18 protein-coding genes are annotated in these 22,404 nt (G+C 52.7%); 10 read left to right on the top strand and 8 right to left on the bottom strand.

The features are described from left to right. The first annotated feature begins 78 nt into the window (after positions 1 to 78). Genes IM299_RS07210 through IM299_RS07200 form a run of 3 tightly spaced genes read left to right on the top strand, consistent with a single transcriptional unit; the run spans position 79 to position 2,994 of the window. Positions 79 to 1,764, top strand: a complete 1,686-nt coding sequence (locus IM299_RS07210) for a sensor histidine kinase (protein WP_193357248.1) — start codon at positions 79 to 81, stop codon at positions 1,762 to 1,764. After that, positions 1,758 to 2,477, top strand: coding sequence for a two-component system response regulator BtsR (gene btsR, locus IM299_RS07205; protein WP_193357247.1), 720 nt, complete (start codon positions 1,758 to 1,760; stop codon positions 2,475 to 2,477). Before IM299_RS07210 ends, btsR begins: the two co-directional genes overlap by 7 nt. A gap of 46 nt (positions 2,478 to 2,523) precedes the next feature. Further along, positions 2,524 to 2,994 (top strand): DUF1456 family protein, encoded by a 471-nt coding sequence (locus IM299_RS07200; protein ID WP_045259745.1) that lies wholly within the window; start codon positions 2,524 to 2,526, stop codon positions 2,992 to 2,994. Positions 2,995 to 3,025: 31 nt separating this feature from the next. Here the strand turns inward: IM299_RS07200 and metG are convergent, their stop codons facing one another. After that, positions 3,026 to 5,059: a methionine--tRNA ligase gene (gene metG / locus IM299_RS07195; protein ID WP_049000348.1), complete on the bottom strand. Its 2,034-nt coding sequence runs from the start codon at positions 5,057 to 5,059 to the stop codon at positions 3,026 to 3,028. Positions 5,060 to 5,196: 137 nt separating this feature from the next. Between metG and apbC the strand changes: the two genes are divergently transcribed. After that, complete coding sequence (gene apbC, locus IM299_RS07190; RefSeq protein ID WP_041909062.1) at positions 5,197 to 6,306, top strand: iron-sulfur cluster carrier protein ApbC; 1,110 nt, start codon at positions 5,197 to 5,199, stop codon at positions 6,304 to 6,306. Positions 6,307 to 6,399: 93 nt separating this feature from the next. Here the strand turns inward: apbC and IM299_RS07185 are convergent, their stop codons facing one another. Both IM299_RS07185 and IM299_RS07180 read right to left on the bottom strand, forming a co-directional pair. Next, the gene (locus tag IM299_RS07185) at positions 6,400 to 6,855 is read right to left on the bottom strand and encodes a GNAT family N-acetyltransferase (RefSeq protein WP_370567632.1); all 456 of its coding nucleotides are present in this window, start codon (positions 6,853 to 6,855) and stop codon (positions 6,400 to 6,402) included. Beyond that, the gene (locus tag IM299_RS07180; protein WP_193357245.1) at positions 6,830 to 7,162 is read right to left on the bottom strand and encodes an RcnB family protein; all 333 of its coding nucleotides are present in this window, start codon (positions 7,160 to 7,162) and stop codon (positions 6,830 to 6,832) included. Before IM299_RS07180 ends, IM299_RS07185 begins: the two co-directional genes overlap by 26 nt. A 475-nt stretch (positions 7,163 to 7,637) precedes the next feature. Here IM299_RS07180 and IM299_RS07175 point away from each other — a divergent pair, with 475 nt between their 5' ends. From IM299_RS07175 to IM299_RS07160, 4 genes are all read left to right on the top strand, one after another. Then, positions 7,638 to 8,777 carry a polysaccharide export protein gene (locus IM299_RS07175; RefSeq protein WP_028013832.1) on the top strand — a complete coding sequence of 380 codons (1,140 nt, stop codon included), beginning with the start codon at positions 7,638 to 7,640 and terminating at the stop codon, positions 8,775 to 8,777. Next, positions 8,777 to 9,226, top strand: a complete 450-nt coding sequence (locus tag IM299_RS07170) for a protein-tyrosine-phosphatase (protein WP_048957523.1) — start codon at positions 8,777 to 8,779, stop codon at positions 9,224 to 9,226. Before IM299_RS07175 ends, IM299_RS07170 begins: the two co-directional genes overlap by 1 nt. Then, complete coding sequence (locus tag IM299_RS07165; protein WP_193357244.1) at positions 9,226 to 11,400, top strand: polysaccharide biosynthesis tyrosine autokinase; 2,175 nt, start codon at positions 9,226 to 9,228, stop codon at positions 11,398 to 11,400. The genes IM299_RS07170 and IM299_RS07165 overlap by 1 nt, the downstream gene beginning before the upstream one ends. A 75-nt stretch (positions 11,401 to 11,475) precedes the next feature. Then, entirely contained in the window at positions 11,476 to 11,991 is a 516-nt protein-coding gene (locus tag IM299_RS07160; RefSeq protein WP_045259750.1) for a protein disulfide oxidoreductase, read from the top strand. 36 nt (positions 11,992 to 12,027) lie between these two features. Here the strand turns inward: IM299_RS07160 and IM299_RS07155 are convergent, their stop codons facing one another. The 3 genes from IM299_RS07155 to IM299_RS07145 all read right to left on the bottom strand — a co-directional run bounded on the left by IM299_RS07155 (position 12,028) and on the right by IM299_RS07145 (position 16,240). Beyond that, positions 12,028 to 13,494 (bottom strand): aspartate aminotransferase family protein, encoded by a 1,467-nt coding sequence (locus tag IM299_RS07155; RefSeq protein WP_193357243.1) that lies wholly within the window; start codon positions 13,492 to 13,494, stop codon positions 12,028 to 12,030. A gap of 18 nt (positions 13,495 to 13,512) precedes the next feature. Further along, positions 13,513 to 14,889 (bottom strand): diaminobutyrate--2-oxoglutarate transaminase, encoded by a 1,377-nt coding sequence (locus IM299_RS07150; protein WP_014884533.1) that lies wholly within the window; start codon positions 14,887 to 14,889, stop codon positions 13,513 to 13,515. Positions 14,890 to 15,232: 343 nt separating this feature from the next. Next, on the bottom strand, positions 15,233 to 16,240 hold the full coding sequence (locus tag IM299_RS07145; RefSeq protein WP_193357242.1) for a LacI family DNA-binding transcriptional regulator: 1,008 nt from the start codon (positions 16,238 to 16,240) through the stop codon (positions 15,233 to 15,235). A gap of 236 nt (positions 16,241 to 16,476) precedes the next feature. On the opposite strand from IM299_RS07145, the gene IM299_RS07140 reads away from it, so the two are divergent. Together IM299_RS07140 and IM299_RS07135 are read left to right on the top strand one after the other, a co-directional pair. Beyond that, complete coding sequence (locus IM299_RS07140) at positions 16,477 to 17,718, top strand: MFS transporter (protein ID WP_193357241.1); 1,242 nt, start codon at positions 16,477 to 16,479, stop codon at positions 17,716 to 17,718. Positions 17,719 to 17,735: 17 nt separating this feature from the next. After that, the gene (locus IM299_RS07135; RefSeq protein ID WP_193357240.1) at positions 17,736 to 19,169 is read left to right on the top strand and encodes a glycoside hydrolase family 32 protein; all 1,434 of its coding nucleotides are present in this window, start codon (positions 17,736 to 17,738) and stop codon (positions 19,167 to 19,169) included. 249 nt (positions 19,170 to 19,418) lie between these two features. On the opposite strand, the gene IM299_RS22860 is transcribed toward IM299_RS07135, so the two are convergent. Beyond that, the gene (locus tag IM299_RS22860) at positions 19,419 to 19,880 is read right to left on the bottom strand and encodes a hypothetical protein (protein ID WP_227013056.1); all 462 of its coding nucleotides are present in this window, start codon (positions 19,878 to 19,880) and stop codon (positions 19,419 to 19,421) included. A gap of 308 nt (positions 19,881 to 20,188) precedes the next feature. Next, a complete protein-coding gene (locus IM299_RS07125; RefSeq protein WP_193357239.1) occupies positions 20,189 to 21,799 on the bottom strand; it encodes a YadA C-terminal domain-containing protein in 1,611 nt (536 codons plus the stop codon). Positions 21,800 to 22,404: the final 605 nt, after the last annotated feature.

Below are 22,404 nucleotides of genomic sequence, written 5' to 3'. Positions count from 1 at the left end.
GCTTTTTTGGGGTGCTTCAAAGAAAGTTCAGCCGCATCCGTGTATGTTACGCGTTTTTTAGCGTGTGCGGTTTTGAGTATGTACGAGTTTAACCTGGTGCTGCTGTTGCTTCAGCAGATGTGCGTGTTTCTGGTCATTGCCTGGCTGATGAGCAAAACGCGTCTTTTCATTCCGCTGATGCAGGTCACCGTACGCCTGCCGCACAAGCTGCTCTGCTACGTCACCTTCTCTATTTTTTGCATCATGGGGACCTACTTCGGCCTCCACATCGAAGACTCTATTGCTAATACGCGCGCCATCGGCGCGGTGATGGGCGGGCTGCTGGGCGGCCCGGTCGTCGGTGGCCTTGTCGGTTTAACCGGCGGGCTGCATCGCTATTCCATGGGCGGGATGACGGCGCTCAGCTGCATGATCTCGACGATCGTCGAAGGGCTGCTTGGTGGCCTGGTGCACAGCTATATGATTAAGCGCGGTCGCCCGGACAAGGTGTTTAGCCCGTTTACCGCCGGGGCCATTACTTTTGTGGCTGAAATGGCGCAGATGGCGATCATTCTGCTGATTGCCCGCCCGTTCGAGGATGCGCTGCACCTGGTCAGCAGTATTGCCGCCCCGATGATGGTGACCAACACCGTCGGCGCGGCGCTGTTTATGCGTATTCTGCTCGACAAGCGCGCCATGTTTGAGAAGTACACCTCGGCCTTTTCCGCCACGGCGCTGAAGGTTGCCGCCTCGACCGAAGGGATCCTGCGTCAGGGGTTTAACGAAGAGAACAGCATGAAGGTCGCGCAGGTACTTTATAAAGAGCTGGATATCGGTGCGGTGGCCATTACCGATCGCGAAAAGCTGCTGGCGTTTACCGGCACCGGAGACGATCACCACCTGCCGGGCAAACCGATCTCGTCGACCTATACGCTGCGCGCCATTGAAACCGGCGAAGTAGTGTATGCCGACGGTAACGAAGTGCCTTACCGCTGCTCGCTGCATCCGCAGTGCAAGCTGGGCTCCACGCTCGTCATTCCGCTGCGCGGGGAAAATCAGCGGGTGATGGGCACCATCAAGCTGTATGAGGCGAAAAACCGTCTGTTCAGCTCCATAAACCGCACGCTGGGGGAGGGTATCGCCCAGCTTCTTTCCGCGCAAATTCTGGCCGGGCAGTATGAACGACAGAAAGCCCTGCTGACGCAGTCTGAAATTAAGCTGCTGCACGCCCAGGTCAATCCGCATTTCCTGTTTAATGCCCTCAACACGCTCAAAGCGGTGATCCGCCGCGACAGCGATAAGGCCGCGCAGCTGGTGCAGTTTTTGTCGACCTTTTTCCGTAAAAACCTGAAGCGCCCGTCAGAGATCGTTACCCTCGCCGATGAAATTGAGCACGTGAATGCCTATCTGCAAATTGAGCAGGCGCGGTTTCAGTCCCGCCTGCAGGTGTCGCTCTCCGTTCCGGACGAGCTGGCGTATCAACATCTCCCGGCCTTTACCCTGCAGCCTATTGTGGAGAACGCCATCAAGCACGGTACCTCGCAGCTGCTGGGGAGAGGGGAGATAATCATTGCCGCCAGCCGTTTTAACCACCATCTGGTGCTGGATATTGAAGATAACGCCGGGCTGTACCAGCCTTCCGCTTCGGGCGGATTAGGGATGAGCCTGGTTGATAAACGTCTGCGCGCCCATTTTGGCGACGACTGTGGCATTACCGTCGCCTGCGAGCCTGACCGTTTTACCCGTATTACCGTTCGACTGCCGCTGGAGGAAAACGCATGTTAAGAGTGCTGATTGTGGATGACGAGCCGCTGGCACGGGAAAACCTGCGCGTTCTGCTGCAGGAGCAGCCAGACATTGAGATTGTGGGGGAGTGCGCCAACGCCATTGAGGCCATCGGTGCGGTGCACAAGCTGCGCCCGGACGTGCTGTTCCTCGACATTCAGATGCCGCGCATCAGCGGGCTGGAGATGGTCGGCATGCTCGACCCGGCGCATCGTCCCTACATCGTGTTTCTGACGGCGTTCGACGAATATGCCGTTAAGGCTTTTGAGGAGCACGCTTTCGATTATTTACTCAAGCCGATTGAAGAGAAGCGGCTGGAAAAAACGCTCACCCGCTTACGCCAGGAGCGAACCGTCCAGGACGTTACGCTGCTGCCGGAGAACCAGCAGCCGCTGAAATTTATCCCCTGCACCGGGCACAGCCGGATTTATCTGCTGCAAATGGATGATGTGGCCTTTATCAGCAGCCGCCTGAGCGGGGTGTTTGTCACCAGCGCGGAAGGGAACGAAGGGTTTACCGAGCTGACCCTGCGCACGCTGGAGAGCCGTACGCCGCTGATTCGCTGTCACCGTCAGTATCTGGTGAACATGGCGCACCTGAAGGAGATCCGTCTGGAAGATAACGGCCAGGCCGAGCTGGTGCTGCGCGCCGGGCAGACCGTCCCCGTCAGCCGCCGCTATCTGAAAAGTTTGAAAGAGGCGATTGGCCTGTAAAACTGGTACACTGCGCGCCATTGCATCATCGACATTCGAAGGCTCTATGCTAAGTAACGATATTCTTCGTAGCCTGCGCTACACCCTGAAAGCAAACAATAACGACATGGTGCGCATTCTTGCGCTGTCCGACATGGAATCCACGTCTGCAAATTTTGATACCTGGATGACCAAAGAGGACGAAGAGGGCTTCGTCCGCTGCCCGGACATCATTCTGTCGGGTTTTCTGAACGGGCTGATTTACGATAAACGTGGAAAAGATGACTCCGCGCCCGAGCTGGCGCTGGAGCGTCGCGTGAACAACAACACGGTGCTGAAAAAGCTGCGTATCGCCTTCTCGCTGAAAACGGACGATATCCAGGCGATCATGACCGAGCAGAAATACCGCGTGTCGATGCCGGAAATCACTGCCATGATGCGCGCGCCGGACCACAAAAATTACCGCGAGTGCGGCGACCAGTTTCTGCGTAATTTCCTGCGCGGGCTGACCCATCGGGTGCATCATCCGAAACCATAAAAAAAGCCGGAGATTATCTCCGGCTTTTTTGTTATTTCACCTGCTGGCCCGGCTTCGCGCCTTCGTCTGGGCTTAACAGGAAGATATCCTTCCCGCCAGGGCCTGCTGCCATCACCATCCCCTCGGAAATGCCGAAGCGCATTTTGCGCGGCGCCAGGTTAGCGACCATCACGGTTTGACGGCCGATCAGCACCTGCGGGTCCGGGTAGGCAGAACGGATGCCGGAGAAGACGTTGCGCTTCTCGCCGCCGAGATCCAGCGTCAGGCGCAGCAGCTTGTCAGAGCCTTCCACGAATTCTGCGTTTTCAATCAGCGCCACGCGCAGGTCGACTTTAGCGAAATCATCAAAGGTGATGGTTTCCTGAATCGGATCGTCCGCCAGCGGGCCGGTTACCGGTGCTGCAGCCGCTTTCACCTCTTCTTTAGAGGCTTCGACCAGCGCTTCAACCTGCTTCATCTCGATGCGGTTATACAGCGCCTTAAAGGTGTTCACCTTGTGGCCGAGCAGCGGCTGCGCCATTGCATCCCAGGTCAGTTCGGTATTCAGGAACGCTTCAGCGCGGGCTGCCAGCTGCGGCAGAACCGGCTTCAGGTACGTCATCAGTACGCGGAACAGGTTGATGCCCATGGAGCAGATGGCCTGCAGATCGGCATCGCGGCCTTCCTGTTTAGCGACAACCCACGGCGCCTGCTCGTCCACATAGCGGTTAGCCAGGTCAGCCAGCGCCATGATTTCACGCACTGCTTTACCGAACTCGCGCGTTTCCCAGGCTTCGCCAATGGTGGCTGCCGCGTCGGTGAAGGTTTGGTAAAGGGCAGGGTCCGCCAGCTCAGCGGCCATTACGCCGTCAAAGCGCTTGGCGATAAAGCCCGCGTTACGGGACGCCAGGTTCACCACCTTGTTCACGATGTCTGCGTTCACGCGCTGCACGAAATCTTCCAGGTTCAGGTCGATATCATCGATGCGGGAAGAGAGCTTCGCGGTGTAGTAGTAGCGCAGGCTGTCCGCGTCGAAGTGGTTCAGCCAGGTGCTGGCTTTGATGAACGTCCCGCGGGACTTGGACATTTTCGCGCCGTTCACCGTGACGTAGCCGTGTACGAACAGGTTGGTCGGCTTGCGGAAGTTGCTGCCTTCCAGCATGGCCGGCCAGAACAGGCTGTGGAAGTAAACAATGTCTTTGCCGATGAAGTGGTACAGCTCGGCGGTAGAGTCTTTCTTCCAGTATTCGTCGAAGCTGACGGTGTCGCCCCGCTTGTCGCACAGGTTCTTGAAGGAGCCCATGTAGCCGATTGGCGCATCCAGCCAGACGTAGAAATATTTGCCCGGCGCATTCGGGATTTCGAAGCCAAAGTACGGCGCATCGCGGGAGATATCCCACTGCTGCAGGCCGGATTCGAACCACTCCTGCATCTTGTTCGCCACCTGCTCCTGCAGCGCGCCACTGCGGGTCCACGCCTGCAGCATTTCGCTGAAGGACGGCAGGTCGAAGAAGAAGTGCTCGGAATCACGCATCACAGGTGTGGCGCCGGATACCACAGATTTGGGCTCAATCAGTTCGGTCGGGCTGTAGGTCGCGCCGCAGACTTCGCAGTTATCGCCGTACTGATCCGGGGATTTACATTTTGGACAGGTGCCTTTGACGAAACGGTCCGGCAGGAACATGCCTTTTTCCGGATCGTACAGCTGAGAGATAGTGCGGTTTTTGATGAAACCGTTCTCTTTCAGACGGGTGTAGATCAGCTCCGACAGCTCGCGGTTTTCGTCGCTGTGCGTGGAGTGATAGTTGTCATAGCTGATGTCAAAGCCAGCAAAATCGGTCTGATGCTCCTGACTCATTTCGGCAATCATCTGCTCCGGGGAAATCCCCAGCTGCTGCGCTTTCAGCATAATCGGCGTGCCGTGGGCATCGTCCGCACAGATGAAGTTAACCTCGTGGCCGCGCATTCGCTGGTAACGGACCCAGACATCAGCCTGGATATGCTCCAGCATGTGGCCGAGGTGGATTGAGCCGTTGGCGTACGGCAGGGCGCACGTTACCAGAATTTTTTTCGCGACTTGAGTCATAGTAGGCATTACTTCTTTTAACTGTGAAAAGGGTTTTCGATATTACCAAAAGGGGCATTATTAAGTAAGCACAAACCACGGCCTTTCAGGTAAACTTGTTTGTCTAAGGTCTTATTCACAAGAACAAAGGAGTCGGGATGAGTTCTCAATCCCAGGCCAAATCACCGGAAGCCTTACGAGCAATGGTCGCCGGGACGCTGGCTAACTTTCAGCATCCAACCCTGAAGCATAACCTCACTACGCTGAAAGCGTTGCACCACGTCGCATGGCTGGACGATACGCTGCACGTTGAAGTGCAGATGCCGTTCGTCTGGACCAGCGCCTTTGATACGCTGAAAGAGCAGACCAGCGCCGAGCTGCTGCGCATTACCGGTGCGAAAGCGATTGACTGGAAGCTGAGCCACAGCATTGCCACGCTGAAGCGTGTGAAAAATCAGCCGGGCGTCAACGGGGTGAAAAACATCATCGCCGTGAGTTCAGGTAAGGGTGGGGTGGGTAAATCCTCTACCGCCGTTAACCTCGCGCTCGCGCTGGCGGCGGAAGGGGCAAAGGTCGGTATTCTGGATGCCGATATCTACGGTCCGTCTATTCCAAACATGCTGGGTGCGGAAAATCAGCGTCCAACCTCGCCGGACGGCACGCATATGGCGCCGATCGTGGCGCACGGTCTGGCGACCAACTCCATCGGTTACCTGGTGACCGACGATAACGCCATGGTCTGGCGCGGCCCGATGGCCAGCAAAGCGCTGCTGCAGATGCTGCAGGAAACGATGTGGCCGGATCTGGATTATCTGGTGCTGGACATGCCGCCGGGCACCGGTGACATTCAGCTGACGCTGGCGCAGAACATCCCGGTAACGGGGGCCGTTGTGGTCACCACGCCGCAGGATATCGCGCTGATCGACGCCAAAAAAGGCATCGTGATGTTCGAGAAAGTGGAAGTGCCGGTGCTCGGCATCGTCGAGAACATGAGCATGCACATCTGCAGCAACTGCGGACACCATGAGCCTATCTTTGGTACGGGTGGGGCGGAAAAACTGGCAGCGCAGTATCACACCCAGCTGCTGGGGCAGATGCCGCTGCATATTTCCTTGCGTGAAGATCTGGACAGCGGGAAGCCGACGGTCGTCAGCCGTCCAGACAGCGAGTTCGCTGAGATGTACCGCCAGCTGGCGGGGCGCGTTGCGGCGCAGCTGTACTGGCAGGGTGAAGTGATCCCGGGTGAAATCGCCTTCCGCGCGGTGTAACCCCCCAGCGCTGGATTGCCGGGTGGCGGTTTCGCCTTACCCGGCCTACGAAATACGATTTTGTAGGTCAGGTAAGCGAAGCGCCACCTGACTTTACCCAAGCCGGTAATGCATAAGATAGTACTCTCCCTCAGGAGAATTCCCCGTCGCCTCAATGTGCCAGCCGTGCCGCTGGTAAAACGTAATAGCCCGCGTATTTTTCACCAGACACTTGAGTGAGCCCGTGCTGGTAAACGTCTTCTGTACGTGCTCAAGCAACACATGTCCGACGCCCAGGCTCTGATACTGCGGGTCGACAAACAGGTTGTGCAGAAAATTATCGTTCGTCCAGACTGAGGCGAAGCCAAGTCGGTGCCCATCCTGCTCCGCCACCCAAATCTCTTCGTCCAGGGTTGCCGCGTCAAAATCTTCAAGCTGCCAAGCAGAACTGTCCAGCCACGGCCAGGCTTCACGCCGGGCGTGGAGGTAGAGCGTACGCAGGAAAGGGCGGTCGCTCTCCTGACACGGACGGATTACGATCGTATCAGCGATGATAGAAAATATCTCCATTGTAGGCTTTGTAGATTTTGCCATCTGCATCGCCAATCAGGACGTAGTTTTCGCCCATGTAGGTCCAGTGGGTACCGGCATCCGGTGCCGGAAGGTTACGCAGCTGGTACTGTTTAATGGTGTACTCCGGCGTTTGATACTGCGCCGGTGCCGTATCGCCGATTTTAAACTTCGTGAAATCGGCGATGAACTCTTGTTCTTCATAGGCCTTGATGCCCGATGGCGCAGCGGCGGTTTGCGGGGCAGAAAACGCGGAGCCCGCCAGAGACAGTAATACACTCAGAAGCAGCAATTTACGCTTAGCCATTTTTTCTCCAGTGATATTGTTTCAGAGACTTTCGTCTGCAGGGCACACAGCACAAGACAGACGGTCTATTTTAAGTATCAAAGCATGATGCGTTTGATAAAAAATGTAACAAAAGTGGAGGGGTTTGGGTAGTCGATAGCGGTGATGCTCATCATTGCGGTGAATGTTGATTGTGCGGAATATTTGTTATTTTTATTATTTTATTAATCTATTCTGAAAATAAGTTTATACGTCAAAATAGCACCGTTAAGCGAATGCTTTCGTAAGGGATAACATTTAATATCGCGGCGCATAAAGTATTATTACTCTCCGTTTTCTTGCGCAATTGTGCGCTGTTTTTTAACTTTTTAAACGACAGCGAACGTGTGTTTTACAGTATCACGGTGAAATAATAAATAACGATATTTCAAGGGCTTGCTTGCTTTCTTTTGCGAGTTAACTACCCAGCGCAACGATAAATCAACATTTTATATAAATGAAAAATACAACTGCTCTTTTACTGTCCTTTCTGACGCTCAGCCAGCTAACAGGATGTGTATTTTCACCAGGCCAGAACTTAAGTCTTTCCGGGAAAAAAGTCACTACCGGTGAGGAAATTAACGATCCGCTGGACAAACGCGTGGAAGTTTTTCCTTTAACCCCTGGATTGATTGAAAAACTGCGCCCACCCGTTTCTAAATCTCAGGCAAATCCTACTCTGGATGAGCAGCTCAAAAACTGGGAATACCGCATTGGCTCAGGGGACATTTTGACGGTCACCGTCTGGGATCACCCTGAACTCACGACGCCCGCAGGGCAGTACCGTAGCGCGAGCGACGCGGGTAACTGGGTTAACGCCGATGGTACGCTTTTCTACCCCTACGTCGGCAAGCTGAAAGTGGCGGGCAAAACGGTTTCGCAGGTACGTGAGGAGATCACCGCGCGGCTGGATGAGGTCATTGAGAGCCCTCAGGTGGACGTCAGCGTTGCCTCCTTCCGTTCTCAAAAAGCCTATATCACCGGAGAGGTTGAGAAATCGGGCCAGCAGCCAATAACCAATATTCCATTGACGGTAATGGATGCGGTGAACGCCGCGGGCGGTCTCTCTGCGGATGCCGACTGGCGTAACGTCGTGCTCACGCATGATGGCCAGGACTCGCGCCTTTCACTCTATGCTCTCATGCAACATGGCGATTTAACCCAAAATAAGCTGCTTTATCCGGGCGATATCCTGTTTGTTCCCCGGAACGACGCGCTGAAAGTGTTTGTGATGGGCGAGGTGGTTAAACAGAGCACCCTTAAGATGGATCGTAGCGGCATGACGCTGGCCGAAGCCCTGGGGAATGCAGGCGGGCTGAACCAGAATATGGCCGATGCAACCGGGATTTTTGTTATTCGCCCGGTTTCACGAAAAGGCGAGAAAGATAAAATCGCCAACATCTATCAACTCAATGCGGAAGATGCCTCAGCCATGGTGCTGAGCACAGAATTCGAGCTGGAACCGTACGACATTGTCTATGTCACGACGGCACCGCTTTCACGCTGGAATCGTGTGATCGCCCAGCTGGTACCCACCATCAGTGGCGTACATGACCTGACCGAAACCGTCCGTTACATCAGGTCGTGGCCGCAATAATGTTCAATTCAATTCTCGTGGTTTGCACCGGCAATATTTGCCGTTCACCGATGGGTGAGCGGCTGTTGCGCCAGCAGCTACCCGACGCGCAGGTGACCTCGGCAGGTATTTTCGGGCTTGAAGGACGCCCGGCGGATGCGACTGCAAAGGCAGTCGCCTTACGTCATGGCGTTTCGCTGGAAGGTCACGTGGCGCGTAAGGTCACACGTTTTCTGTTACAAAAATCCGATTTGATTCTGGTGATGGAGCCAGAGCATCTCCGTTTTATTGCCTCAGTGGCGCCGGAGAATCGGGGGAAATCGCTGTTGTTTGGTCAGTGGCTGGAAACAAAGGACATTCCCGACCCGTATCGCAAAAGCCGGGAAGCCTTCGAATATGTTTTCGAGCAGTTAGGAAAAGCCAGTCAGGAATGGGCTCGTCGTTTGCGTCAACAAGGAATGAAGCAGTAATGTCGTCTCATAAATCAGACAAATTTGGTGCTGCGACACCGCATGATAAAGAAATTGATCTCATTCAGCTGTTGGCTGAGATGTTTGATCATCGGGTAATGATAGCGTGCATCACGCTCCTGTTCACCGTATGCGCCGGGATCTATGCGTATAGCGTCACACCGATCTATCAGGCTGATGCCCTTGTGCAGATAGAAGCGAAGCAGGACAACTCGTTGCTCAAAAGCTTAAACCAGTTTGGTACCGATCTTTCACCTGATGTTGCGCCCGAACTCTTGCTGCTCAAGTCGCGGATGATTCTGGGAGAAACCGTTGATAAGCTGGGGCTAACGTACAGCGTCAAACGGCGCGTGCTGCCCGTCATTGGGCCGCTGCTGGAACGAGGGCGTAAAGCCGGTGAACTGACAATTGGCGCGCTTACCCTTCCTCTTCTGGAAGACAAGCCACAGGAACTTTTACTGACCGTTCAGGAGCAGGGTCGGTATCACCTCGAAGGAAATACGCTTGAGGCTGATGGCGTTGTTGGGAAAACGCTGGTTAAAGACGGAGTAACGCTGCTTGTCACCTCGCTCAGTGCGGCACCAGGCACCCGGTTTGCCCTCAAAACCGTCACAAAGCTTGAAGCAATTAACGCCCTTCAGCGCCGACTCATTGTTTCTGAGTCGGCGAAGCAGAGCGGAATTATCAGCTTAACGCTGACGGGCGAGGACCCTGACAAGATCGCCGTGGTGCTCAACACCATTGCTGAAAATTATCTCAGCCAGAATATTGCGCGCCAGGAAGCTAAAGATACCCGCAGCCTGACGTTTTTACAGGACCAATTACCTAAAATCAGGCGCGAACTGGATGAAGCCGAAGCACGACTGAACGCCTACAGAGAGCAGCGCGATTCTGTCGATCTATCCCTTGAGGCGAAGACGGTTCTCGATCAGGTTGTTAATGTGGAAAATCAGCTTAACGAGCTGACGTTCCGCGAAGCAGAAGTTTCTCAGCTTTTCAAAAAGGATCACCCAACCTACCGCGCATTACGGGAAAAAAAACAGACCCTGGAGCAGGAACGTACGCGTCTGAATAACCGTGTCTCATCCATGCCTTCTACACAGCAGGAAATTTTGCGTTTAAGCCGTGACGTTGAGTCCGGGCGCACCATCTATCTGCAGCTGCTGACGCGTCAGCAGGAGCTGAATATCTCGCGCTCCAGCGCCATCGGAAACGTGCGGATCATTGACCCTGCAGTAACGCAGCCTGGACCCGTCAAACCGCACAAAGTGATTATCATTGTGTTCGGTATGCTGGTGGGATTGATGCTCTCTGCAGGAACGGTGTTGGTGCGCTCTGCGTTTAAACGGGGCATCACCTCGTCTGAACAGCTGGAAGCGCAGGGAATGCCTCTTCTGGCTACGCTCCCGCGTTCAGTGTGGCTATGGAAAAAAACGCATTTACGCAGAAGGACGCTGTTTGCTTCCCACTGGAAGCACAGGACGTCAAACGTACCTTTCCCGCCCGTTGACCGTCCGGCGGATATATTTGTCGAGGCGGTGCGCGGGTTACGCACCAGTCTGCATTTTACCATGATGAATGCCGTTAATCGGATAGTGGTGATTTCAGGCCCTTCGCAGGACTGCGGAAAGACTTTGGTGAGCACCTCGCTGGCGTCGATTGCCGCTCAGGCAGGTCAACGGGTACTGTTTATTGATGCGGATATGCGCAAGGGATATGTTCACAATATTTTCAAACTGAACAACCAGCATGGCTTGTCCAGCGTGCTGGGGGGAAGCGTAGAGTGGCAGGATGCGATTCAACGCTTCGAGAAAGGTGGCTTTGATGTCTTGACCTGTGGGCCTCAGCCTTCACATCCTGTCGAGCTGCTCATGAATGAGCGCTTCCAGACGGTAATGTCGCGAATAGACAAAGAGTACGACATCGTGATTGTTGACACGCCACCGGTGCTGGCCGTAACGGATGCGTTACTCGTCGCCAGAGCCGCGGCAACCACGTTGCTGGTTGCCCGTTTCGGTAAAACCAGCGTCAAAGAGATCGAAAACTGTCGGAAGCGTCTGCAGCAGATGGGCGCCCAGGTTGAAGGCGCGATTCTCAATGATATTGTGAAATCCGCTGCGTTCTATTACCACTCGGGTTATAGCCATTACAACTACGGCTATACCCCGGAATAAAGTGACGCGACACTTCTTTACAGCATGACGCCGAATAGCCCGCTAAGATGACCTCCGTTAAATCGAGAGGTCATGATGGATAACCGTAAATTGAGTCGCCTGCGCCGCTGGGCGCGGGAAGGGATCATACTCATTCTGCTTACGCTGGCGGTCATGTGGGGCGTGGATCAATACCGAAAGCCGTCATTACCCGCTAGCTTTAGCGCAACGCCTATGCAGAGCATCGACGGTAACATTCACGATATCGCGGCGCTCAGCAAGGAGCGCCCCCTGCTGATTTACGTCTGGGCAACCTGGTGCAGCATCTGTCGTTATACGACACCTGCGGTCGATAAGCTGGCAAAAGAGGGCGGTAATGTCGTAAGCATTGCCATGCGCTCCGGTGACGATGCAAAGCTCGCTCGCTGGGCTGAAAAGAAAAACCTGAGTATGCCGGTGATTAACGATGCAAACGGTGCCGTGTCGCAGCAGTGGCAAGTGAGCGTAACGCCGACGCTGGTGATTGTGTCAAAGGGGAAAGTAGTCAGTACCACAACGGGCTGGACGAGCTACTGGGGATTGAAAATCAGAATGTGGTGGGCAGGCGTATAAAGATAACCCCTCTTCCGTCGGAAGAGGGGTTTTGTATTACTTCGCGAGAACTTCCTGCGCGGTGCGCTCAACCAGCGACAGCAGGATTTTGATATTCTCCAGCGTCACGGTTGGGTTCAGCAGAGTCAGCTTCAGGCAGGTGATGCCGTTATGCTCGGTCACACCGACGTTTGCACGGCCGGATTCCAGCAGCGCATCACCAATTTTCTGGTTCAGCAGGGCGATGCCCGCGTCGTCCATCTGCACCTGGCCACGGAAGCGGAACAGCACGCTTGCCAGCTGTGGCTGCATAACCAGTTCCAGAGCAGGCTGCTCTTTCACGTAGGCCGCAACCTGCTGCGCCAGCGTTACGCCGTGATCGATGATCGCCGCGTATTGCTCCTGACCCAGCGCTTCCAGGCTCATCCACAGCTTCAGCGCGTCGAAACGACGGGTGGTCTGCAGAGATTTGGACACCAGGTTAGGCACGCCCGCTTCTTCGTCGAACTCAGAGTTCAGGTAGGCCGCCTGATAGCGCATCAGCTCATAGTGACGCGCTTCTTTCAGCAGGAACGCGCCGCAGCTGATGGTCTGGAAGAACTGCTTGTGGAAGTCCAGGGTGACGGAATCCACCAGCTCGATGCCGTCCAGGTAGTGACGATACTGATCGGACATCAGCAGCGCGCCGCCCCAGGCCGCGTCAACGTGTACCCAGATGTTCTGCTTCGCCGCCAGTTCAGCAATGGCACGCAGCGGATCGATAGCACCGGCATCGGTAGTACCTGCCGTCGCGACGATGGCCAGAATCTGCTCCCCGTTCGCGTTGCACTGCTCGATTTTCGCCGCCAGATCGGTCAGATCCATGCGGGAGAACTCGTCGGTTTTCACCTGCACTACGGACTGATAGCCCAGGCCCATCAGCGCCATGTTTTTCTGCACGGAGAAGTGCGCGTTTTCGGAGCACAGCACGCGAATTTTGCGCAGATCGCCCACCAGACCGTCCTGCTGAACGGAGTGGCCCTGACGCGCGAAGAATGCGTCACGCGCCAGCATCAGACCCATCAGGTTGCTCTGGGTACCGCCGCTGGTGAAGACACCCGCGTCGCCAGCCTGATAACCCACGCGGGTACGCAGCCACTCGATCAGTTTGATCTCAATAATGGTTGCGGACGGGCTTTGATCCCAGGAGTCCATACTCTGGTTAGTGGCGTTGATCAGCACTTCCGCCGCCTGGCTTACCACCAGGCTTGGGCAGTGCAGGTGCGCCACACACTGCGGGTGATGAACGGACAAGCTGTCTTTCAGGAAGAACTCCACGGCGCGTTCAATTGCCGCTTCGTTGCCCAGCCCTTTCGGGGTGAAATCCAGCTTAATACGGTCGCGCAGCTCCGCGACCGTTTTGCCCTGGTACATCTCAGGCTGCTTCAGCCACTGCATCACAGCCTGAGTGCTTTGTTCAATCGCCTGCTGGTAAGCTTCAATGCTCTGCGCAGAGGAGAACAAAATTGGGTTTGAATCTGACATCGTAATCTACTACTCCGGTTACGCCGGGCGAACGCCCGCAGCAAGCAGTGCCTGCTCGAATTTATCCAGGAAGATTTTCAGTTCTTCGTCGCTGATCAGCAGGGAAGGCAGCAGGCGCAGAACGATACCGTTACGACCACCGCGCTCCAGAATCAGACCGGCTTCAAAGCACTTCTTCTGAATCAGCGCAGACAGCTCGCCGTCGCCAGGGAAGCAGCCCATATGGTCAGCAGCTTCGTGTGGCTTAACGATCTCGATACCGATCATCATGCCCAGACCGCGCACGTGACCGATGACCGGATAACGTTTTGCCATCTCTTTCAGCTGGCCTTTCAGCCATTCGCCCTGTGCAGCCACTTTGCCCGCGATGTTCTGGTCTTTCAGGATCTTCAGCGTCGTCAGGCCGGTTGCCATTGCCAGCTGGTTGCCGCGGAAAGTACCGGTGTGGTGGCCTGGCGCCCATGCGTCGAACTGCTTTTTGATACCGAGCACGGCCAGCGGCAGACCGCCACCAACCGCTTTAGACATCACGATGATGTCTGGCTCGATGCCTGCGTGTTCGAAGGCGAAGAATTTACCGGTACGGGCAAAGCCAGCCTGAACTTCGTCGAGGATCAGCAGAATGCCGTGTTCCTGAGTCACTTTACGAATGCGCTGCAACCACTCAGCCGGAGCCGGGTTCACGCCGCCTTCGCCCTGAACGGCTTCCAGGATCACCGCGGCAGGTTTACGCACGCCGCTTTCAACGTCGTTGATCAGGTTGTCGAAGTAGTAAGTCAGCGCTTTCACGCCCGCTTCACCACCGATACCCAGCGGGCAGCGGTACTCGTGCGGGTAAGGCATGAACTGCACTTCTGGCATCATACCGTCAACAGCTTCTTTCGGAGACAGGTTACCGGTCACGGACAGTGCGCCGTGGGTCATGCCGTGGTAACCGCCAGAGAAGCTGATGATACCGCTACGGCCGGTCACTTTTTTCGCCAGCTTCAGCGCCGCTTCAACGGCGTCGGCACCGGATGGACCGGTGAACTGCAGGCAGTACTCTTTGCCCTGACCAGGCAGCAGAGAGAGCAGATATTCAGAAAACGCGTCTTTCAGAGGCGTAGTCAGATCCAGAGTGTGTAACGGCAAGCCGCTGGTAATGACATTTTGGATGCTTTTCAGCACATCAGGATGGTTATGGCCAAGCGCAAGGGTCCCTGCGCCTGCTAAACAGTCAAGGTATTCTTTATTATCTGCATCGGTGATCCACACGCCTTCTGCTTTAGTAATCGCTAAAGGCAGTTTGCGCGGATAACTCCTGACGTTAGATTCAAACTCGGCCTGACGGGCCAGATAGGTTTCGTTGCTTTTGTGGGCATCTACGGTGTCAATACGGACTTTATCCGTCATCATATCACTCCTACAACCGCCGCTTCGCTATGAGCCACGATTGAATAAAAAGTTAAAAAACAGATGGGGCCTGAAAAAAACGCCGCCAATATAGAGCCTTTTGTCACGGGGCTCAATGGTTAATTTGTTTACTGTTTTGTGACATGGAGCACAGGAGAGGCAATATCACCATTTTTAAAAAGAAAATTGCAGTTTATTGCCAATAAAAACAATTGTTTATGCGGTATTCATTCGGGTTGTTAAATGACAGAAAAGAGTGTGACAAATCGTGCCATTGGCTGACAAAAGAAGGGGGTATGCTGCCTTCATACCCCCTTCTTTTTCCATCAACGACAAAAAGCGGTAGTCACATGGCGCGCGCAATGGAATCACGCATTAAAAATGGACTTTCAACGCGCGTCGTTTCCCGGTGTTGTTCACCGTTAATAATGTGCAGGGCGCTCAGGCGACCAATTTCGTAGTGGGGCAACTGAACCGTTGAAAGAGGCGGCAAAAACAGCTCGCCAATGCCCACCATATTGTCATAGCCGATAACCGCGACATCTTCAGGGATGCGAAGCCCTTGCGCCAGCAGCGTCTGGTACACCATAAACGCGATACGATCGTTACCGCAGATAACGGAATCAAACCGCGGGATGCCCTTCCGGATGCGCGCCAGCAATGCGGTCGGAATATCACGATAATGCTCATCCCCGTGCGCCATATACGCATGTTCCAGGCTGTCCGGGTCGATTCCGGCTTCACGGCAGGCGCGTTCAAGCCCCTGACGGCGCCGGGTTGTGGCCAGATGGCCCACAGGTAAATGCAGACACAGGGGCTGCCGATAGCCTTCTGCGAGTAATGCCCTGACGGCGGCGTACTGCCCCTGTTCATCATCCGGGATATAGCTGGCGACCTTTTCACCGACACTCTCACAGTTGGCCAGCACGCAGGGGAGGGTGAGCAGCTTGGCAGGAAGAGGAACCTGACGTAACCCCATCGTGGTGTAGATAATCCCGTCAGGCCGGTGGGAGAGCAGAAGATCGACAATGGCATCCGGATTGTCGTCAGCAAACATATTCATGACGAAGCTATTCCAGCCGTGCATCCTGGCCGTCTCTTCAATGGACAGCGTAATCTCCACCGAAAAAGGTGTCGTGACCGTATCGAGCGCCAGCACGCCTATGGTTTTAGGCGAAGCATTCGCGCCGCGTATTTTCTTGGCGGACAGATCGGGAACGTAGCTGGTTTGCTCGATAGCCCATTGTACGCGCGCCAGCGTTTCCGGTTTAAGGCGCTCCGGGCTGTTAAGCGCGCGGGAAACCGTCATCAGCGATACGTTTGCCAGCTTTGCGACGTCCTTCAGGGAAGCCATTTTCTTACTCCGTTAATGCTCTGTGAGAGGGTATACAACTAAGTCGCTGATGTAAAAGGAAGGCTGATGACCAGGTTAAGTCATGCTTACCTCAGTTATGAATTTATGATCGCGATCTCACTTCCTTAATGTTAACGTTAACTTTCGTGATTAACATCTTAAATCTTAATCAGGCAGCATGAGAAAGTATGGATGTTAACGTTACCATCGGGTCATTACTCCAACACGAGAATGCCATGATGAAAACGCATCACTCTCACAGCTATCCCTTACTGAGCGCATTACTGTTTTTCTTTTTTGTCACCTGGTCATCTTCCGGCTCGTTACTCTCTATCTGGCTCCACCAGGAAGTGGGGTTAAAAGCGGGGGATACGGGCGTTATCTATGCCGTGCTTTCCGTCTCCGCGCTGTTTGCTCAAATCTGCTATGGATTTATTCAGGACAAACTCGGCCTGCGCAAAAACCTGCTCTGGTTTCTGACCAGTCTGCTTATTCTTTCCGGTCCGGCCTTTTTGCTGTTTGGCTATCTGCTGCAAATTAACGTGTTGCTGGGCAGTATTTTCGGCGGGATTTTTATTGGCCTGACGTTTAACGGTGGGATTGGGGTGCTGGAATCCTATACCGAACGCGTGGCCCGTCAGAGCCAGTTTGAGTTTGGCAAGGCGAGAATGTGGGGATCGCTTGGCTGGGCGGCGGCAACCTTTTTTGCGGGGCTCCTGTTTAACATCAATCCGAAGCTGAATTTCGCTGTCGCGAGCTGCGCCGGGCTGGTGTTTTTTGTTTTGCTCGCGCGCCTGCGGGTCTCTTCCGCACCGCACGCCATGCAGGAAGCGGTGTCCGGTGGCAAGGTGACGCTGGAAGACGCATTGCGCCTGCTGACGCTGCCGCGTTTCTGGGCGCTGGTGTTTTTCGTTATCGGCACCTGCATTTACGGCGTTTACGATCAGCAGTTCCCGGTCTATTTCTCATCACAGTTCCCGACGTTGCAGGAAGGGAACGCCATGTACGGCTATCTCAACTCCTTCCAGGTTTTCCTTGAGGCGGCGGGCATGTTTTGCGCCCCGTGGCTGGTGAACCGCCTCGGCGCGAAAAACGGCCTGATATTCGCGGGTATGGTGATGGCAATGCGTATGGTGGCATCCGGTCTGGTTGAGGGGCCGGTGCTCATCTCCATTACCAAGCTGCTGCACGCGGTAGAACTGCCCGTATTGCTGGTCTCGATATTTAAATACAACAGCTTACATTTTGATAAGCGGCTCTCTTCCACGCTCTATCTGGTGGGCTTTGCCTGTACAAGCTCGGTGATTGCGTCTGTGCTGTCGCCGCTGGCGGGTTACAGCTATGAGAAATACGGCTTTGCCCAATCCTATCTCATTATGGGGCTGTTAGTTTTCAGCACCACGCTCATCTCCATCTTCCTGTTGCGCTCGGGTAAGTCTTCTTCTGACCCGCTCATGCCGCAACCCTCCACTATCTGACTGAAAAGAGTAAACAAATGATGTATTCCATTGCCAAAGCTGAACAATCATTACAGGCCAAACGCGGCGATCTTAACCTGCGCTGGTATCCGCGTTACCACCTCGCCGCGCGTGCCGGCTGGATGAACGACCCGAATGGTCTGGTGTGGTTTGACGGCTGGTATCACGCGTTTTACCAGCATCATCCGTACTCGACCCAGTGGGGGCCGATGCACTGGGGCCATGCGCGCAGCAAGGATTTAGTTCGCTGGGAACACCTCCCGGTTGCGCTGGCACCGGAAGGACCAGACGACAAGGACGGCTGTTTTTCTGGCTCAGCGGTGGTGGATGGCGACACGCTGGCGCTGATCTACACCGGCCACAAATTCCACGGCGATCCCGGCGATGAGGCTAATCTCTACCAGGTTCAGTGCCTGGCAACCAGCCGTGACGGCATCCACTTTGTGCGGCACGGGACCGTCATTGACACACCGCCTGGACTGCATCACTTCCGCGATCCGAAAGTATGGCGTGAAGGGGAGTGGTGGTACATGGTCGTTGGCGCGCGAGAGGGTGATACGGGCCAGGTGCGTGCGTACCGGTCTGCCGATCTGCGCGAGTGGCAGGACAGGGGCGTGCTCGCGGTGGCTGAAAAAGAGATGGGCTACATGTGGGAATGTCCGGACTTTTTCACCCTTAATGGTAAACGCGTGCTGATGTTCTCTCCTCAGGGGCTGGCGGCGGACGGATTCAAAAACCGTAATCTTTTCCAGAGCGGGTATCTGGTAGGTGAATGGCAGCCCGGCCAGCCCTTTGTGCGTAAAGGTGAATTTGTAGAGATGGATTACGGGCATGATTTCTACGCGCCACAAAGTTTCCTGACGCCCGACGGCCGCCGCATTGTTATCGGCTGGCTGGACATGTGGGAATCATCTCTGCCAGAACAGGAGGATGGCTGGGCAGGCATGCTCTCCTTACCTCGCGAACTGACGCTAAGCGCGGATAATCATCTGCAAATGCGGCCGGCCAGAGAAGTTGAAACCCTGCGCGGGGCGTGGTTCCCCTGGCCGATAGGTACGCTTAATAACCAGCAGATGACGCTGGTGGAACACTGCGATGCGATGGAGGTCATTCTGCAATGGGATTGCACAAACAGCAGCGCGGAGCAATACGGCATTCGTCTCGGCGACGGGCTACGCCTCTATGTTGATGCCCAGATGCAGCGCCTGGTGCTGGAGCGTCACTATCCACAGTATGGCCTGTGCGGTACCCGAAGCGTCGCGCTTAACCTGAACGACGCGCTCAGCCTGCGCCTGTTCTTTGACTGCTCTTCCGTCGAAGTGTTTGTTAACGATGGTGAGGCGTGCCTCAGTAGTCGTATTTATCCTGATGCCGACTGCCGCGAGCTGGCGTTCTTTGCTTGGGCGGGAGGAGCATCGCTTATTCATGGCGGGGCGTGGCAGTTAGAGTAAAAGGGCTTATGGCATCTCTGACCTTTGCATGGAGTAAGACCCGCAAATAAAAAAGGCGACCGCAGTCGCCTGATTTATTTTAGCGAACCCTTATTTTACTGCTTCATTTGCATCAATCATCATATAATACTCAAGAATAATTGAAAAAAAACGCCCATCTGTTAAGGGCGGCTTTAGCAATACACTAAAGACTGACAATCACGAATCTAATATACTTTGCTATTTAGTCCCTTTTAAGTCAGGGGGATATTATTTTTTAAGCTTCGAATTAACGACTTTTCCATTTTCAACAGTCAGCAAAAGCGTATAGCCTTGTTTCTTCCATACCCCATTATTAGGCTTCCAGCCATTAGCAAGAAGATATTCAGCACTATCAGAGATAGGCTTATTCATTACATGATTAGCTTCCTTAGTGATGTTATTCACTTTAGGTGCTTTTGTATTGCATTGCCCCGCAGCATCCATCACTTGTGTACAGCCTTTAGGTAAACCATGCGCAGATTGTGCTTTCTGTACTGGATAGAGCGCTTGCGCATTTTCCATTGCTTGCTTTTCAGCTGAAGCGTTTATCGTTGCCTGACTGTTTTGTTCTGCAATGTAACAAGCATCACGGCTAATACCTTGAGCTTCACAATCTGCCATGCGTTGAGCCTGTGAAGTACAACCCGCTAACGCAGAAACAGACAAAGCTACTATCATCAACTTGTTCATATGTCCTACACCGTTATTTAAATAAAGAGAATCGTGAAGCGTGTATCTATAAGAATAGCTTCTTTCATAATCTCACCCATTCAACATACATTAGCCCCATAAAGAAACCTGTGGCCACTAATGCTAATGCCACTATAGTGGAGAATAAAATATATTTTGTCATGTTCGCTATCATCAGAATAATCAAATTAAGCCAGTTAGCCATAAGTCATAGGGTGAGTTTGTAGTGATATCGTTGGTTAACTGGCTTGTTATTTAAAACTCTTAATAAAAGCCTCTAACGAAGAGGCGTGGGTTAAAAACTTTATTTAGAAACCGAAAGCTACACCAGCCCCGTAAGTAGCGCCGCCGAAGGAACCCGTACCAACAGAAGCTTTAGTTACGATGTGATCGGTAACACGAGCAGAGATTCCTATAGCAACAGCACCTTGAGAGTCATAACCGCCAGCACCAGCACCGATAGCGAAAGTCTGAGAGTCTGTTACCTGCGGGATGTTGCTCATAGCGGCCACTGAAGCAACACCAACAGCAGCACGTTTACGGTTGTTATCTACATCATCCTTAAGGTTCTGGAAGTTGTTATTACTTTCATTTTCTAACGCTGTAATACGTTCTTCATGGTTCTTCAGTTGTGCGCTGTGATTCTGAATAGTGGTTTCTTGTGCTTGTTGACGCGACTGAACGTTAGCGACAGCAGCTTTATTAGCAGCGGCTACTGTTTGTGCATCAACAGCTAAAGATTGCGCATAAGCGCCCGTATTTATTGCCTGAGTCGCTTTGTCAGATGCATCTTGCAGGGCTTGATCTTGTCTATCCTGATCGGCTTTGAATGTATTTGAATCTACTTTAGTAGTTAGTGCGTTTGTGTTTGCATCAGCTTTAGCGTTTGCATTAATCGCAGAGGTTAAAGATGTGTTAGCCGTATTTGGAGCAGGAATTGTTGTAGCTACCGGAGTTTGGCTATCTACTACAGTGATTGTTAATTTCTGAACCCCGCCCTGAACCCCGATAGGATCATTACGGCTAATTATCTGTTGTACAGGAGCCTGAATAATAGCTTTTGGCGGTATAGTTGGAGTGTACATTAAGTTAGTTTTTACTGTTGGGATTTTGCTCGGAACATTGTAAGGCTGTGCAACTGGTATAGGTTTTTTGTTAGGAATCTGCTGAATAGGGAGACTTATTTTAGGTGGCACATTATAAGGTTGAATTGTTGGTTGTTTAACCGGAACGTTGTAAGCCATAGGGACAGGAATTTTATTAGGGGTGCTATTAGTCAACAAAGGAGGTACTTTGTTAGGTATGCTATGTGGTAATGGAGAAGGTACACCCTGATTAATAGGTGTAGGAATTTGTTGTTTAACTATAGGAATAGCAACAGGCGTAGCTACAGGAACCTTCTGAACCAAAGGAGGGGTTTTAATTACTGGCTTTGGTGGTTCAACAATCAAAGACTGCTTAGTTGGAGTAGTTATAATAATGTTAGCATTTGTAGTGTTAGCTGGTGCTGCAATCAAACCAGGCTCATTTAAAGTTGTTTTAGTATTAGTTACAGCAGTGTTACCAGAAACTACTACGGGTATATTAGCAGCTAAATTTACTTTTGCAGGTGTAGAAGGGGTTAACGTGCTCATAGATACAGGTGGAGTGATCCCTCCAATTTGTGTTACATAGATTAATTTACCTTGCGCCTGATCATAATAGCTATTGCTTACGAGTGTGTTATTAGCATCATTCAATGTGTTGCTTGCTATTACATTGTCACGAATCCACGGGGCATATTTTACAATGTCTGGATGTGAATTAAAGTAAGAGTTGGCAGCAGCAAGATCAGCACCAGTTAAAGAAGCTTCAGCTACACCAGTAGACACAACACTAAACATAAAAACAGCGATAGCTGATTTATTTAAAGAGTTCATTTGAAAGCTCTCATCAATGCAAGAAAAAATTAAAGTAAGGGTGCTATCCGGGCAGGAAGATATAACCTCCTGTTATATCTGGATTAAACCTTTGTGAGTCTCAAAATTTAAGTTTGATAACTTATTTCGCAACGTGCAGTAACTATCTATGAATGTGTAATTTTGATTATTGATCTAGATCATGGATAGCATTTATCGCTAAACAGGTCTGCTGTAATATGAAAGGTATTATCTTAATAAATACAATTAGATAAGATTCATGATGTTTTGGATCTCAGAACATGAGAAAATTTCAATACATAAGGTATGCTTAAGCATTTAACTATGAAATCATGCTAAATGTGTAAAACAGTTAATTCAAATTTATAGATTTTTCTACACTCTTTGCTTTTGAATCCTTCTTGTGTTTTGAATGAAAGTTGGTATTCAACTAAAGATTTTCTCTGTAGTTACTCACTAAAAATAAATGTGTTGAAAACTTATACGAAGTTGTATCTAGCTTGAATTGCTATATCTATGTAAGAAGGTTGTGAATCGCCACGGATAATCTAGACACTTCCGAGCCGTTGGTAATACTGGTTTTCATATTCAGCCGGTGGCATCTT

This window comes from Enterobacter cloacae complex sp. P47BA (assembly GCF_014930485.1).
GTDB classification, from domain to species: Bacteria; Pseudomonadota; Gammaproteobacteria; order Enterobacterales; family Enterobacteriaceae; genus Enterobacter; species Enterobacter bugandensis.
This window is presented reverse-complemented; position numbering and strand designations above follow the sequence as displayed.

Excerpts from the sequence above, each read along its gene's own strand:
- IM299_RS07210 (WP_193357248.1), top strand. The coding sequence starts at position 79 with ATGTACGAGTTTAACCTGGTGCTGCTGTTGCTTCAGCAGATGTGCGTG.
- btsR (WP_193357247.1), top strand. The coding sequence starts at position 1,758 with ATGTTAAGAGTGCTGATTGTGGATGACGAGCCGCTGGCACGGGAAAAC.
- IM299_RS07200 (WP_045259745.1), top strand. The coding sequence starts at position 2,524 with ATGCTAAGTAACGATATTCTTCGTAGCCTGCGCTACACCCTGAAAGCA.
- metG (WP_049000348.1), bottom strand. The coding sequence starts at position 5,059 with ATGACTCAAGTCGCGAAAAAAATTCTGGTAACGTGCGCCCTGCCGTAC.
- apbC (WP_041909062.1), top strand. The coding sequence starts at position 5,197 with ATGAGTTCTCAATCCCAGGCCAAATCACCGGAAGCCTTACGAGCAATG.
- IM299_RS07185 (WP_370567632.1), bottom strand. The coding sequence starts at position 6,855 with ATGGAGATATTTTCTATCATCGCTGATACGATCGTAATCCGTCCGTGT.
- IM299_RS07180 (WP_193357245.1), bottom strand. The coding sequence starts at position 7,162 with ATGGCTAAGCGTAAATTGCTGCTTCTGAGTGTATTACTGTCTCTGGCG.
- IM299_RS07175 (WP_028013832.1), top strand. The coding sequence starts at position 7,638 with ATGAAAAATACAACTGCTCTTTTACTGTCCTTTCTGACGCTCAGCCAG.
- IM299_RS07170 (WP_048957523.1), top strand. The coding sequence starts at position 8,777 with ATGTTCAATTCAATTCTCGTGGTTTGCACCGGCAATATTTGCCGTTCA.
- IM299_RS07165 (WP_193357244.1), top strand. The coding sequence starts at position 9,226 with ATGTCGTCTCATAAATCAGACAAATTTGGTGCTGCGACACCGCATGAT.
- IM299_RS07160 (WP_045259750.1), top strand. The coding sequence starts at position 11,476 with ATGGATAACCGTAAATTGAGTCGCCTGCGCCGCTGGGCGCGGGAAGGG.
- IM299_RS07155 (WP_193357243.1), bottom strand. The coding sequence starts at position 13,494 with ATGTCAGATTCAAACCCAATTTTGTTCTCCTCTGCGCAGAGCATTGAA.
- IM299_RS07150 (WP_014884533.1), bottom strand. The coding sequence starts at position 14,889 with ATGATGACGGATAAAGTCCGTATTGACACCGTAGATGCCCACAAAAGC.
- IM299_RS07145 (WP_193357242.1), bottom strand. The coding sequence starts at position 16,240 with ATGGCTTCCCTGAAGGACGTCGCAAAGCTGGCAAACGTATCGCTGATG.
- IM299_RS07140 (WP_193357241.1), top strand. The coding sequence starts at position 16,477 with ATGATGAAAACGCATCACTCTCACAGCTATCCCTTACTGAGCGCATTA.
- IM299_RS07135 (WP_193357240.1), top strand. The coding sequence starts at position 17,736 with ATGATGTATTCCATTGCCAAAGCTGAACAATCATTACAGGCCAAACGC.
- IM299_RS22860 (WP_227013056.1), bottom strand. The coding sequence starts at position 19,880 with ATGAACAAGTTGATGATAGTAGCTTTGTCTGTTTCTGCGTTAGCGGGT.
- IM299_RS07125 (WP_193357239.1), bottom strand. The coding sequence starts at position 21,799 with ATGAACTCTTTAAATAAATCAGCTATCGCTGTTTTTATGTTTAGTGTT.